General features: G+C 64.7%; 16 protein-coding genes. 9 read left to right on the top strand and 7 right to left on the bottom strand.

Translation table 11 applies throughout. The features are described 5' to 3' along the window. Positions 1-6 precede the first annotated feature (6 nt). The 5 genes from SPR01S_RS08610 (at position 7) to SPR01S_RS08590 (ending at position 6,741) form a co-directional block, all read left to right on the top strand. Positions 7-1,224 carry an argininosuccinate synthase gene (locus SPR01S_RS08610; protein WP_066588035.1) on the top strand — a complete coding sequence of 406 codons (1,218 nt, stop codon included), beginning with the start codon at positions 7-9 and terminating at the stop codon, positions 1,222-1,224. Positions 1,225-1,406: 182 nt separating this feature from the next. Further along, on the top strand, positions 1,407-2,915 hold the full coding sequence (locus tag SPR01S_RS08605) for an NAD(P)/FAD-dependent oxidoreductase (protein WP_066588033.1): 1,509 nt from the start codon (positions 1,407-1,409) through the stop codon (positions 2,913-2,915). Next, positions 2,912-3,316 carry a GtrA family protein gene (locus SPR01S_RS08600; RefSeq protein ID WP_157082088.1) on the top strand — a complete coding sequence of 135 codons (405 nt, stop codon included), beginning with the start codon at positions 2,912-2,914 and terminating at the stop codon, positions 3,314-3,316. The genes SPR01S_RS08605 and SPR01S_RS08600 overlap by 4 nt, the downstream gene beginning before the upstream one ends. Continuing rightward, entirely contained in the window at positions 3,313-5,055 is a 1,743-nt protein-coding gene (locus SPR01S_RS08595; protein ID WP_066588027.1) for a hypothetical protein, read from the top strand. The genes SPR01S_RS08600 and SPR01S_RS08595 overlap by 4 nt, the downstream gene beginning before the upstream one ends. A 39-nt stretch (positions 5,056-5,094) precedes the next feature. After that, positions 5,095-6,741: a hypothetical protein gene (locus tag SPR01S_RS08590; RefSeq protein ID WP_066588008.1), complete on the top strand. Its 1,647-nt coding sequence runs from the start codon at positions 5,095-5,097 to the stop codon at positions 6,739-6,741. Here SPR01S_RS08590 and SPR01S_RS08585 read toward each other — a convergent pair. The 4 genes from SPR01S_RS08585 to SPR01S_RS08570 all read right to left on the bottom strand — a co-directional run bounded on the left by SPR01S_RS08585 (position 6,716) and on the right by SPR01S_RS08570 (position 9,350). After that, complete coding sequence (locus SPR01S_RS08585) at positions 6,716-7,864, bottom strand: GNAT family N-acetyltransferase (protein ID WP_066588005.1); 1,149 nt, start codon at positions 7,862-7,864, stop codon at positions 6,716-6,718. The genes SPR01S_RS08590 and SPR01S_RS08585 overlap by 26 nt on opposite strands. Positions 7,865-7,984: 120 nt before the next feature. Next, complete coding sequence (locus SPR01S_RS08580; protein ID WP_066587998.1) at positions 7,985-8,452, bottom strand: RidA family protein; 468 nt, start codon at positions 8,450-8,452, stop codon at positions 7,985-7,987. Next, complete coding sequence (locus SPR01S_RS08575) at positions 8,449-9,087, bottom strand: hypothetical protein (RefSeq protein WP_066587996.1); 639 nt, start codon at positions 9,085-9,087, stop codon at positions 8,449-8,451. The genes SPR01S_RS08580 and SPR01S_RS08575 overlap by 4 nt, the downstream gene beginning before the upstream one ends. Then, entirely contained in the window at positions 9,084-9,350 is a 267-nt protein-coding gene (locus SPR01S_RS08570; RefSeq protein ID WP_066587994.1) for a DUF3572 domain-containing protein, read from the bottom strand. Before SPR01S_RS08570 ends, SPR01S_RS08575 begins: the two co-directional genes overlap by 4 nt. Before the next feature lie 28 nt (positions 9,351-9,378). Here SPR01S_RS08570 and SPR01S_RS08565 point away from each other — a divergent pair, with 28 nt between their 5' ends. Continuing rightward, on the top strand, positions 9,379-9,741 hold the full coding sequence (locus SPR01S_RS08565) for a response regulator (protein ID WP_066588212.1): 363 nt from the start codon (positions 9,379-9,381) through the stop codon (positions 9,739-9,741). 157 nt (positions 9,742-9,898) lie between these two features. Here SPR01S_RS08565 and rpmG read toward each other — a convergent pair whose 3' ends face one another. Beyond that, positions 9,899-10,066, bottom strand: coding sequence for a 50S ribosomal protein L33 (gene rpmG, locus SPR01S_RS08560; RefSeq protein ID WP_046348982.1), 168 nt, complete (start codon positions 10,064-10,066; stop codon positions 9,899-9,901). 167 nt (positions 10,067-10,233) lie between these two features. Here rpmG and SPR01S_RS08555 point away from each other — a divergent pair, with 167 nt between their 5' ends. The 3 genes from SPR01S_RS08555 to SPR01S_RS08545 all read left to right on the top strand — a co-directional run bounded on the left by SPR01S_RS08555 (position 10,234) and on the right by SPR01S_RS08545 (position 11,691). Continuing rightward, positions 10,234-10,542 carry a hypothetical protein gene (locus SPR01S_RS08555; protein ID WP_066587992.1) on the top strand — a complete coding sequence of 103 codons (309 nt, stop codon included), beginning with the start codon at positions 10,234-10,236 and terminating at the stop codon, positions 10,540-10,542. Between the two features lie 11 nt (positions 10,543-10,553). After that, positions 10,554-11,099: a TMEM165/GDT1 family protein gene (locus SPR01S_RS08550; protein ID WP_169803405.1), complete on the top strand. Its 546-nt coding sequence runs from the start codon at positions 10,554-10,556 to the stop codon at positions 11,097-11,099. Positions 11,100-11,199: 100 nt separating this feature from the next. Then, positions 11,200-11,691 carry a Dps family protein gene (locus tag SPR01S_RS08545; protein WP_066587989.1) on the top strand — a complete coding sequence of 164 codons (492 nt, stop codon included), beginning with the start codon at positions 11,200-11,202 and terminating at the stop codon, positions 11,689-11,691. Positions 11,692-11,810: 119 nt separating this feature from the next. On the opposite strand, the gene SPR01S_RS08540 is transcribed toward SPR01S_RS08545, so the two are convergent. Continuing rightward, complete coding sequence (locus SPR01S_RS08540; RefSeq protein ID WP_084251056.1) at positions 11,811-12,455, bottom strand: DUF922 domain-containing protein; 645 nt, start codon at positions 12,453-12,455, stop codon at positions 11,811-11,813. 52 nt (positions 12,456-12,507) lie between these two features. Then, positions 12,508-13,332: a metallophosphoesterase gene (locus SPR01S_RS08535; protein ID WP_066587985.1), complete on the bottom strand. Its 825-nt coding sequence runs from the start codon at positions 13,330-13,332 to the stop codon at positions 12,508-12,510. Positions 13,333-13,392 lie beyond the last annotated feature (60 nt).

Raw genomic sequence — 13,392 nt, 5'->3', positions numbered from 1 at the left:
GCCGCCATGTCGGAAAAGATCAATCGCGTCGTGCTTGCCTATTCGGGCGGCCTCGACACCAGCGTCATCCTAAAATGGCTTCAGCAGACCTATCAATGCGAAGTCGTGACCTTCACCGCCGATCTCGGCCAGGGCGAGGAGCTCGAGCCGGCGCGCAAGAAGGCCGAGATGGCGGGGGTGAAGCCCGAGCACATCTTCATCGACGATCTACGCGAGGAATTCGTCAAGGATTACGTCTTCCCGATGATGCGCGGCAACGCGCTTTATGAGGGACTGTACCTGCTCGGCACGTCGATCGCGCGGCCGCTGATCGCCAAGCGCCAGATCGAGATCGCGAAGCTCGTCAATGCCGACGCGGTCAGTCATGGCGCGACCGGCAAGGGCAACGACCAGGTCCGCTTCGAGCTCGGCTATTACGCGCTCGCGCCCGACATCAAGGTGATCGCGCCGTGGCGCGAATGGGATTTGACCAGCCGCACCAAGCTGATCGAATTCGCCGAACAGCACCAGATCCCGGTATCGAAGGACAAACGCGGCGAGGCGCCGTTCTCGACCGACGCCAACCTCCTGCACACCTCGTCCGAGGGCAAGGTGCTCGAGGATCCGTGGGAAGAAGTGCCCGATTACGTCTATTCGCGCACCGACAATCCGGAGGACGCGCCCAACACGCCGGAATTCATCACGATCGATTTCGAGGGCGGCGACGGCGTGGCACTGAACGGCGAAGGGATGTCCCCCGCGACCTTGCTGACCAAGCTCAATGAGCTCGGCAAGCGCCATGGCATCGGCCGGCTCGACCTGGTCGAGAACCGCTTCGTCGGGATGAAGTCGCGCGGCATGTACGAGACGCCGGGCGGCACGATCTATCACCTCGCGCATCGCGGCATCGAACAATTGACGCTCGACCGCGGCGCCGCGCACCTCAAGGAGGAACTCGCGGTGCGCTATGCCGAGTTGATCTACAACGGCTTCTGGTTCTCGCCCGAGCGCGAGATGCTCCAGGCGGCGATCGATCACAGCCAGGAAAAGGTCAGCGGTACCGTTCGCCTCAAGCTCTACAAGGGCGGCGTGTACGTGGTCGGCCGCAAGTCGCCTTATTCGCTCTACAGCGAGAAGGTCGTCACCTTCGAGGACGATCAGGGTGCCTATGACCAGCGCGACGCCGCCGGCTTCATCAAGCTGAACGCGTTGCGGTTGCGATTGTTGGGACGGCGCGACCGCTGAGCCAACGTCCGTGATCCCAGCTTTCGCTGGGATGACGGCTATAGGTGCCCGTCCGCGTGTCTTGCTAGCTTGGCCGAGCAGGAATGGTCCGATTCCGCTCATCCCCAAGCGCGCCTTAGGGCTCCGTTAACCACTTTCCCGCCAAGGCTCTCCCGACCATCGCGGTTCGGGGGAAAGTAGACATGCGGGACGACCAGGCAGTCGATGTCGCGATCATCGGCGCCGGCCCAGCGGGCCTGACCGCTGCGTATCAGCTCACCAAGCTCGGCTATTCGGTCACCGTGATCGAGAAGGATCCGGTCTATGTCGGCGGAATCAGCCGGACCGTCGAGCATGACGGCTTCCGGTTCGATATCGGCGGCCACCGCTTCTTCTCGAAATCGAAAGAGGTAGTCGATCTCTGGAACGAGATCCTGCCCGACGACTTCATCGAACGCCCGCGGATGAGCCGCATCTATTATGAGGGCAAATTCTACAGCTATCCCTTGCGCGGGTTCGAGGCGCTGATGAACCTCGGCATCTGGCGCTCGGCGATGTGCATGCTGAGCTATGCCAAGGTCAAGGCGTTTCCGACCAGGGATCCGCGCTCGTTCGAACAATGGGTGGTCAACCAGTTCGGCCACAAACTCTATTCGATCTTCTTCAAGACCTACACGGAAAAGGTTTGGGGCATGCCGTGCGACGAAATGTCGGCGGACTGGGCCGCGCAGCGCATCAAGGGATTGAGCCTGGGCGGCGCTGTGATCGACGGCCTCAAGCGCTCACTCGGGCTCAACAGGCGGCGCAACGACGGCATGGCGGTCAAGACATTGCTCGAAACCTTCCGCTATCCGCGCCAGGGGCCGGGTATGATGTGGGATGCGGCGCGCGACAAGGTGATCGCCGGCGGCAACCGCGTGCTGATGGGCACCGCGCTGCATCAGATCAGTCAGGACCAGGCGACGGGGCGCTGGCGAGTCGCCGCGCGCCGCGGCGACGAGATGCTGACGATCAATGCCGGCCATGTCATCTCGTCCGCGCCGATGCGCGAGCTGGCCGGACGGATTCATCCGTTGCCGGCGACGCTGCCCAATGCCCTCGACCTCAATTATCGCGACTTCCTGACCGTGGCGCTGATGATCCGGTCGGACGATTTGTTCCCCGACAATTGGATCTATATCCACGATCCGCGCGTGAAGGTCGGCCGCGTCCAGAACTTCCGCAGCTGGTCGCCCGAAATGGTGCCCGACGAAGCGCTTGCCTGTGTCGGCCTCGAATATTTCTGTTTCGAAGGCGATGGCCTGTGGTCGGCGTCGGACGACGATCTCGTCGCGCAGGCGACGAAGGAACTCGCGACTTTGGGGCTGGCGGATCCGGCCACTGTCGTCGGCGGGCGCGTCGTGCGGCAGGAAAAGGCCTATCCCGTCTATGACGACGCCTACCGGACGAATGTCGAGGAAATGCGCGGCGAGCTCGAGGCGCGCTATCCGACGCTCCACCTGGTCGGCCGCAACGGCATGCATCGCTACAACAATCAGGATCACGCGATGATGACCGCGATGCTCACCGTCCGCAACATCCAGGCGGGCGAGCGGATCTACGATATCTGGGCGGTCAACGAGGACGCCGAATATCACGAGAGCGGCAATGAGGGCGAGCGCGCCGCGTTGGCCTCTGAGCGCCTCGTCCCGGCGCGCCTGCAAGTCGCATGATGAATCGCGTCATGGCCTTGCTGTGGCGAGCGACCTATTTGCGCTATCTCGCCGCGAGCGTGCTCGCGCTCGCCGTCGATTTCTCGCTGTTCCTGGCGCTACGGGCCACTGGCATGCCGATCGCGCTGCTGTCGGCGCTCAGCTACAGTGCGGGCATTCTGGTCCATTGGCTGATATCGAGCCGGCTGGTGTTCGCCGGTGAGCTGCGCGACATCGGCATCGACCGCGCCCGGCAACAGGCGCTGTTCCTGCTCTCGGCCTTTGCCGGGCTGTTGATCACGGTCGCGATTGTCAGCCTTGCGGTCCAATTCGGCATCGACGCCCGACTGGCCAAACTGGTCGCCGTCGCAGCGAGCTTCCAGGCCACGTATCTCTTGCGGGCGAAAATCGTCTTCGCATGACCAAACGGCGCTTCTGGCTGTCGGTCGCAGCGATCTGGGCGATAACGTCGATCCTCCTCGTCGTGATTGCCTGGAGCGCAATCGTCGCATGGCGCTTTCCCGATCCCGACGATCAGATGCGGCTGCTGCAGGTGCGCGACTGGCTGGCGGGGCAGAGCTGGTTCGATCTGACCCAGCATCGTCTCAACATCCCGGCCGGCGTGCCGATGCACTGGTCGCGCGTGGTCGATCTTCCCATCGCAGCGGTAATCCTGGCGCTGCGGCCGTTGCTCGGCCAGCTCGCCGCCGAACATGTCGCCTTGGTCGCCGTACCGCTGCTGACGCTCGGCGTAGTGATGGCCTTGGTGGCGGCGCTCGCCCGGCGGCTGCTGGCAAACGACGGCGCGGCGCTGATGGCGGCGTGCATCGTACCCCTGGGCGTGGAAGTCCTCCATCAGCTTCGGCCGATGCGGATCGACCATCACGGCTGGCAGATGGCGACTGCCTTGCTCGCGGCTTATGCGTTGGTCGGCGCGCCGACCAGGAAGGCTGGCCTGCTGGCCGGAACGGCGATTGCGATCTGGCTGTCGATCTCGCTCGAAGGCTTGCCGATGATCGCGGCGATCCTGGCGCTGGTCTCGCTCAAATGGGCAGTGGCGCCCGCCAACCGCGCGCTGTTGACGGCGACGGTGGCCGGCACCGCTTCGGGCGCCGTCCTCATCTTCCTGGTATTGCATCCGGTGGCCGCCTGGCGGGTGTCGCCATGCGACGCAGTGTCGCCCGTCTATCTGGCGATGCTCGTTGTCGCGGCGGCAGGCACGATCGTCCTGACGGCGCTGCCGATCCGGACGATCATCGGTCGTCTGATCGGACTGGCGGGCGTCGGCGTGGCTGCGCTCGTACCGCTCCCGTTGCTCGCGCCGCAATGTGCGGCGGGCCCGTTCGGTCAGCTCGATCCGCTGGTTCATCACTTCTGGTACATGAACGTGGCGGAAGGCCTGCCGCTCTGGGACCAGGCGCCGTCCGTGATCGCCGACACCATCGCCCTTCCGCTGCTTGGGTTGGCCGGTGCCGCCTTTGCGGTGAGGAAAAGCGCGGGCGAAGCGCGCACGCGCTGGATCACCTTGACGTTCCTGCTGGCGGCGGCGACCGCAGCGGCGATTGTCGTCCAGCGTGCCGGCGGGGTCGCCAATCTGCTGGCAATCGTGGGCGCGATGCGCTTGCTTCATCCCCTGCTTCTGCGGGCCCGGACCATCGACAACCTGCCCAAACGGATTTTGGCGACGTCATGCGTGCTCGCCGCGGCAGCGCCGGGCGCGGTTTTCGGCGCTACGTTGCGAGCATTGGCACCCGACCCGCGCGTCGCGACAGTCCATCGGGCAATGGGCTGCCTCGACGCCAGTGACATGCAGGCGCTCCATGCACTGCCGCCCGGCAACGTGCTCGCGCCGCTCGATATTTCGCCTGCGATCCTGCTGTTAACGCCGCACGATGCCGTCGCGAGCGGGCATCATCGCGGCGCGACCGCGATGCATGATGTGATCGCGGCGTTTGTCGGAACCGAGGCGCAGGCCCATGCCATCGTCCTCAGGCGGCGGATCGACTATGTCGCGTTCTGCCCGGGGCTGCCCGAGATCATGATCTACGAAAGCGAAGCGCCCTCCGGGTTTCTGGCAGGTCTCGATGCCGGCCGCACGCCGGCTTGGCTGACGCCGGTCGCATTGCCGGGCTCCCCGGCAAAGGTCTGGCGCGTGCGTTGACCTTGCGGCGCGACCCTGCTCGTGCCTAAAGCCGCGAAGATGGACGGCAACGACAAACTTCAATGGTGGCAGACGCGCACCTTCGTGGTGATAATGGCGTTGTTGTCGATGGTGCCGTTGCTATGGCCCAATATCCCGCCGCTGGTCGACCTGCCCGGGCATATGGGTCGGTATCGCGTCCAGGTCGATCTCCAGAATTATCCCTGGCTGCTCGACTGGTACAATTTCCAATGGTCGCTGATCGGCAATCTCGGCGTCGACCTGCTGGTCGAGATCATGCACCCGATCTTCGGGCTCGAACTGTCGGTCAAGCTGATCGTGCTGTCGATTCCGCCGCTGATCGTGATCGGGCTGTTGTGGATCGCGCGCGAGGTGCATGGCCGCATCCCGCCCACTGCCCTGTTCGCGTTGCCGCTCGCTTATTGCTATCCGCTGCAATTCGGCTTCGTGAACTTCATGCTGTCGATGGCCTGGGCGCTGCCGATGTTCGCGCTGTGGCTGCGGCTCGCGCGGCTCGAGAAGTTCCGGCTGCGCGCGCTCCTCTTCGTGCCGCTTTCGTGCATCCTGTGGGTCTGCCACACATTCGGCTGGGGCGTGCTCGGCGTGCTTGCCTTCTCGGCGGAAATGGTGCGCGAGCATGACCGCATAAAGGACCAGGTCGGGGCGCGGATCGGGCCGATCACGCGCGAAGGCGCCAAGCGCTGGGCGATGGGATTCGTCCGCGCCGGGCTGCACTGCCTGCCGCTCTGTTTGCCGATGCTGATGATGATCGCCTGGCGCAACGGCCAGCATGTGAGCGGGCAGACCGGCGACTGGTTCAACTGGCAAGCCAAGATCAGCTGGCTGACGATGATGCTGCGCGATCGCTGGATGGCGTTCGATATCGCTTCGGTGGCGGTGATCGGGCTCGTCATCTACAAGGCGGTGCGCGATCCCAATTTCGAATATTCGCGCGCGGTCGGCCTTTCGACCGTGTTCCTGGTCACGGTCTTCGTACTGTTGCCGCGTATCGTGTTCGGTTCGGCTTATGCCGATATGCGGCTGGCGCCGTTCATGGTGGCGATCGCGGTCATCGCCATCAGGCCCAAAAAGATGGTGTCGTCCCGCGCGATGAAGACGGTCGCGGCGCTCGGCCTTGCCTTCGTGGTGGTCCGCACCACCGCGACGACGGTCAGCTTCTATATTTTCGACCAGGCTTACGACCGCGAGCTCAAGGCGCTCGACCATATCCCGGTCGGCGCGCGCCTCGTCAGCTTCGTCGGCAAGACCTGCAATAACGAATGGCTGATGAGCCGGCTCGAGCACCTTCCCGGGCTCGCGCTCGAACGCAACGCTGCCTACACCAACGACCAATGGTCGATGCCGGGCGCGCAATTGCTCACGACCAAATATGTCGCCGCCGGGCATTTCTCGCACGACCCGTCGGAGATCGTCACCGAGCGCCAGTGCCCGCGCGAATGGTGGCGGCCGATCGACCGCAGTCTCGCGCTCTTCCCGCGCCCGGCATTCGATTATGTGTGGCTGATCACGCCGCCGCCCTATCACGCCAAATACGTCCAGGACCTGACCCCGATCTGGCGCAGCGGCGACAGCGTGGTGTTCAAGGTCAACCATGTCGACGTGGCGCCGCAAGCCAAGAGAGGCGATTTCCCGCTCCCGCCTAAGAGCAAGGTTCCCCTCTTCTGAACGGCGTGAGCTGCGCCAGATATTGCTGGTCGCTCTCGACCCCTGCGCGCTCGCGCGCCAGGAAATCGGCGATCGCGCGGCGGAAATTGCGGTCGGGGATGTAATGCGCCGACCAGGTCGGCACGGGGACATATCCGCGAGCCAATTTGTGCTCGCCCTGCGCGCCCGCCTCGACCGTCGACAGCCCGCGCGCGATCGCCGCGTCGATCGCCTGGTAGTAGCAGAGCTCGAAATGGAGGAAGGGGACGTCCTCGACGCAGCCCCAATAGCGGCCATAGAGCGTATCGGCACCGATCAGGTTGAGCGCCCCCGCGATCGGCCGTCCGTCGCGTTCGGCCAGGATCAGCAGCACATCGTCCGCCATCCGCTCCCCGAGCAGCGAAAAGAACGGCCGCGTCAGATAGGGATGCCCCCATTTGCGGCTGCCGGTATCCTGATAGAATGCCCAAAAGGCGTCCCAATGCGCCTCGGTCAGCTCGGCCCCGGTGACGTGGCGAATGGTCAGCCCCTCGATCGCCTTGGCGCGCTCCTGACGGATAGCCTTGCGCTTGCGGCTGGCGAGCGCGGCGAGGAAATCATCGAAGCTGGCGTAGCCGTTGTTCTGCCAATGAAATTGGGTGCCTTCGCGGATCAGCCAGCCCGCTGCCTCGAACAACGGCAGCTGGTCGGGTGCGACGAAGGTCGCATGCGCCGAGCTCAGGCCGTTCTGATCGGTCAGCGCCTCGATCGCGCCGATCAGCGCGGGGGCCATCGCCGGGTCGCGTAACAGCAACCGCGGGCCCGGTACCGGAGTGAACGGCGCGGCGATCTGCAGCTTGGGGTAATAATCGCCGCCGGCGCGCTCCCAGGCGTCGGCCCAGGCGTGGTCGAAAACATATTCGCCCTGGCTATGGCTCTTGGCATAGGCCGGCGCGATCGCGGCCGGACGCCCGTCCGGGCCGTCGGCGATCACCGGCAGCGCCTGCCATCCGGTGCCGCGCCCGACACTGCCCGATTCTTCGAGGATCGAGAGGAAGGCGTGGCGCACGAACGGATTGCCGGTGCCGGCGCAGGCGTCCCAGTCGGCCGCGGCCACTTGCGACACGCCTTCCGAGATGCGCGCGGTAATTGGAGCGCGACTCACTGGCCGCAGTCTTTCGTTACCCCGGCCTTGTACCGGGGTGCACTGCGCCGTTTTCCTCGCATGCGCGGAATATGCGGATGGGTGGATGCCGGGACAAGCCCGGCATGACGTTTAGTTGGCTCAGTCCGCCAGCTTGACGACCGCGTCGACCTCGACCGCGGCTCCCCGCGGGAGTGCAGCCACACCGACCGCGCTGCGGGCGTGCTTGCCGGCCTCGCCGAACAAAGCTTCCATCAGGTTCGACGCGCCATTGGCGACTTCGGGCTGGTCGGTGAAATCGGGCGCCGAATTGACGAACACGCCCAGCTTGACGATCCGTTCGACGCGGCTGAGATCGCCGCCCAAGGCGGCCTTGATCTGCGCGACCAGCATCAGTCCGCACAATTCGGCGGCTTCCTGCCCCGCCACCTTGTCCATCCCGTCGCCCAGGCGGCCGGTGACCACCTTGCCGTCCTTGAACGGCAGCTGCCCCGAAATATGGAGCAGGCCGTTGGCGTCGACCGTCGGCACGTAGGAGGCGACCGGTGCGGCCGGCGACGGCAGGCTCAGGCCCATTTCCTCCAGCTTGCGGTCGATACGGTCGGTCATGCGGAAATCCCTTCTGTTATGGCCGGCTGGTCGGCGGCGAAGCGCTGGGCGATCCAGTCGCGTGCGGCCCCCCAGTCATCGATACGTGCGTGCGCGTGCGCCGCGGGCGGCACTTGCGGTGCCATTGCGGGCTCGGCGACTAGGTGCAGCCGGTGGACCGTGGGCGCGTGCTTGGCAACCGATTCGTGGTGCGTCGCCAGATCATCGACGAAAACCGTGACCGGATTGCCATATTCCGCGACCAGTCGAGCGACCGGGCCGCCCTTGCCGCCCTGATTGGTCTCGACGCGGTGGCGAATGCCGTGCCGCGCCAGCTGCTCGATGCGGTGCTCGCGACAATGATCGCCCAGATTGGTCAGGATGACGATGTCCGCGCTCTCGCCTAGCGCCGCCAGCGCCTCGGCGGCGCCGGGGACAAGGGTCTGGCGCTCCATCTCGGCGGGAAAGAATTCGTCGAGCATCGCCCAGATCCGCTGGTGATCGACCGGGCTGCCATCGGCATGGGTCATGGCGATGAAGCTGCCCGTTTCGTGCGCGAAGGCGATGTCGTGGCGCTCGCGCAGCCAGGTGCCGAAATGGCGCACCATGTGCAGCAGCACTTCGTCGCAATCGCAGATCAGTAACGGGCGCGTCATGCTTCCAGGCTCCGGCGGGCGGCGACCAGCGCCTCGGGCTTGACGCCGAGTTCGGCGGCGCAGGCGACGAGATCAGGCTCGTGCGCTTCTAGGAACCCCAGCACCGCCGCCTGGGTACCGCGATTCCCGGCCGACCCGCGCAACGTATCGGCGTCGAGTCCGGTCAGGTCGAGCAATCGCCGAGCGCGCGCCGGATCGGCCAGCGTCCAGGCCAGCGCGTGCAATGCCAGGGTCGGGGCGTCGTTGGTGTCGGTGGGGTTCATTGCTATGTCGTGGTCCAAGGAGACCCCGTTGGCAAAGCGCGTGCTGGTTGTCGAGGACAACGAACTTAATCTGAAGCTGTTCTGCGATTTGCTGCGCGCGCACGAATTCGAGACCGAACCCGTGCGCGACGGCCGCGAAGCAGTCGAGCGCGCGCGCGCTTTCGTTCCCGACCTGATCGTGATGGACATCCAGCTGCCCTATGTCAGCGGCTATGATCTGATCCTGCAGATCAAGGCGGACGGGGACCTGGGCAGGATCCCGATCATGGCGGTGACCGCTTATGCCGGGCGCGAGGACGAAGAACGGATTCGTGGCGCGGGTGCCGACGCCTATGTGTCCAAACCGATATCGGTCGCGCGATTCGTGGAAGAGGTGAATTCGCTACTTTAGCGCTATATCCGTCACCCCAGCGAAAGAGCGTCGGGTGACGCCAGAGAGCTGCGGGCGAGGGCTTAAAAACGAAAAGGCCGCTAGGGTTTCCCCTGCGGCCTGTTGGATCCCGGCCTGCGCCGGGATGATCGATCGGCGGCTTACGCCGCCCGCTCGATCACTTGATCTTCGCTTCCTTGAACTCGACGTGCTTGCGCGCGACGGGATCGTACTTGCGGAACGACAGCTTCTCGGTCTGGGTACGCGGATTCTTCTTCGTGACGTAGAAGAAGCCGGTGTCGGCCGAGCTGACGAGCTTGATCTTGACGGTGGTCGGCTTGGCCATGACCCAAATTCCTGTTTCGCTTGAAATGCAAAAGCGGCGGACGCGCCGCCGCTTGTCAGGGGCGGGCCATTGGCCCAGCCGAGGGAGATTGTCAAGCGCAAGGGGCTTTAACATCCCCTTTACCATATCGGTAGCACTCTCGCGCAAGCGAAGCGGGAGTAGGGGAAATGGGGGTTTCTGCTCGTAATGACGATCTCGCCGCGCGGATCGCGCGGCTCGACCTGATGGCGCGGCATGTGCGCCCGCGCGACCTCGTCGTCGAAGTCGATTCGATTCGCTGCGTGGCCGAAGCGGCCGGCGTGCTGCCCGTCGTGGCGGTGGCGCATGCGCTCGAATCGGCCCTGGGGCGCGGCGAAAGCGGGATGATCGTGCGCGGCTGGATCGCCATGCTGAGCGAAGCGGTCGGTTGCGGTCAGACCGATGCGCAGACCGGCCATGTCTTCCTCGCCGCCGGTGCGATGCGACTGGGCGGCTGATGGATTCATTGATGGCGGCGCTGGTCGCCGCCTTGCTGATTCGCGCGACCGATCCGACCGCGACCTACGTCGCGCGCGTCGCCGATCGTTCGGGTAAGGCCGGCATGGTGCTGGCCGGCGCGCTGGTCGCGATCCTGATCACGCACGCAATCGCCGCGGTGGCGGGCTTCTTCCTCGCGCCGCATCTCACTCCCAATCCGAAGCGCCTGTTCGTCGCCTTCGCGCTCCTTGCGGCGGCGAGCGGCGGCATCTGGCCGGGCAAGCCGATCGAGCCGGGCGAGGGGCGTCGCCCGTTCTGGACCGTCGCCGTCCGACTGGTCGCCAGCGGGTGGAGCGGTCGCACCGAATTCGTCACGCTCGCGCTGGCGATGAGCGGGACAGCCGCGCTCGCCGGCATCGGCGGGTTCATCGGCAGCGCGGTCGTGTTGGGCTTCGCGGCGCTTGGCGGCGACCTGATCTGGCGGACCCTGCCGCACCGCGTGATGGGCTTGGTTGTCGGCGGATTGCTCGCGGTCGCCGGGTTCTGGCTGGCATTCTCCGCGCTGCGGCTGATCTAGTCGCTCGATCACTCTGCCCGGCATTTTCGTGCGGCGAAGGGTGGACCCAATCCTATATTGATCCGTTGTCGCAACGATTCTTTCGCCCAACGGAGACACCATGCCCAACGCCGACCTCAAGACGCCGACCGATCTGTCCTCCAACGCAGCGAAAAGCGTGAAGGACGCGCTTAACGCGATCCTCGCCGATTCGTTCGCGCTCTACCTCAAGACCAAGAACTTCCATTGGCACGTCTCGGGCCCGCATTTCCGCGACTATCATCTGATGCTCGACGAGCAGGCGGCGCAGATCTTCGCCTCGACCGACGACATTGCCGAGCGAGTGCGCAAGACCGGCAACGTCACCTTGCGCTCGATCGGCGACATCGCCCGGCACCAGACGCTCAAGGACAACGATCAGGATTTCGTCTCGCCCGACGACATGCTCAAGGAATTGCGCGACGACAATCTGAAGCTGGTGGAGAGCCTGCGCGAAGCGAAGGATATCGCCGACAACGCCAAGGATAATGCCACCAGCGCGATGATCGACGACTGGACCGACCAGGCCGAACGCCGCGCCTGGTTCCTGTTCGAGGCTGGCCGCAAGGCGTAACACCTAAGGCACTTTCCGAAGCTGTTCAAATGTACCGAAGCCTGCCGTGACTAGCTGGCCCTTGGCGAGCGATTTGCGGACCGCCAGACTTGCAGCTGTAGAGAAACGCCGCTGCCTTCTTAGCCAAACGGCAGGATGGTGCTCGTCCCGTGGCGGGTAGCCTTGTCATACGCGATGTCATGTTCGGCAATCGCTCTTACGGCCGCGCGAGCTGCTGTGTCTGCGGTGGCGCAAGTGGCGGCGTTTATCGCAGCAGCGATGTCGCCACGGTGGTTCCAAGCATAGCGAATGTGCCCATCCTCGTGGACTAGCAGCGAGTGAAGATAGCGGTCGAATTGCTCGTGCAGCTTCGGCGAAGCGTCATCGTCCATCAGCCGTGGTGCGGTAACCGTCGCGCTGAAAAGAACATCTTCAGGCGCGGCAGCGCACGTCCCCTCACCGTTGCGATGCCAGCGCCAGTGGAATTCGTAGTGGCTCAATCCATCGACACGGATGCGGTCATTGGGGTCGGTTGGCCGCTCCGCGTCGATAGACCGACGAATCGCGGCGGGATTGCGGCCTGCCACATCGTAGGAAACGACCGTCACATTTGGAATGTCGGCAAACGGCGTAACTTCCACTGCGGTCGTTACCGACATCGCGGAGAGAGGGGTTGTCAATACGACTGCCGCGACGAGCAGTGGCGAGCTGAAAATAGACATCACAGCGAAGTTTAACCCTAATCGAGAACGGCGCAACGAGTGAACGTCTCCATTCCGCGTCATCGTCGCCACTTCCCGTTGGCTGCAGATTATTGGTGCTTCGGAAGCCCGCGCTTCACCCCTCGAGCGTGATCAGCCACAGATCGGGCGGGGCGCCGAATCGCAGCGGCGGGCCGCTTGTGCCCAATCCCCCGGTCACGACGACCGCGAGCCCCGGGTCCATCACCAACCCGCAGCGATAGCGATCCTTGAAACGCGACACGCTCGCGACCGGCCCGTAAATGGGCAACACCCCTTGTCCGCAATGCGTATGCCCGGCGAGCAGCAGGTGCACGTCCGCCGGTAATCGCGGCGCTATGTCGGGCGAATGCGTCAGGATGATGCGCGCTCCCTCGAACGGGCGCAGCTTGGCCATCGTCGCGGCGATGTCGGCATGATTGGTATAATCGTCATCGACCCCGCCGATCGCGATCGGCCCGCGGGCGGTGACGTCGTTGACCAGCACGGTGATCCGCGCCTGGGCCAACAGGCCGGTGATGTCGTCGGGTCCGGTCCAATGATCGTGATTGCCCAGCACCGCGACGACGCCGAGCGGCGGGTGCAGTTTCTTGAATGGCGCGACCAGGCCGGGCCCTAATTTCCGCGCGCCATGCGGATCGTGGCCGTAGATGAAGTCGCCCGCCATCAGCACGATGTCGGGATTGAGCGCGTTGATCTGGTCGACGATGCGGCTGAGGCGCGCTTCGTCCATCGCGTGGCTGCCGATATGCACGTCGCTGATCAGCACGGCGCGAACCGGCTTTATCCCCTTGGGCCAGCGCGGCAGCTTGATCGTGGCGATGCGAACGATCGGGTCCCACCGCGCCTCCGCGCGGGCATAGAGATAGAATCCTGCCAGGATCAGCAGCAGGATCAGCAGGACCTTGAGAAGCTTTCGCATGGCCGACGGCGTAAGAGGCGCGCGAGCAGCGGGCAATGGTCTGGAAATTCCTCCCCGGCA

It is taken from the genome of Sphingomonas pruni NBRC 15498, from assembly GCF_001598455.1.
Taxonomy (GTDB): Bacteria; Pseudomonadota; Alphaproteobacteria; order Sphingomonadales; family Sphingomonadaceae; genus Sphingomonas; species Sphingomonas pruni.
This window is presented reverse-complemented; position numbering and strand designations above follow the sequence as displayed.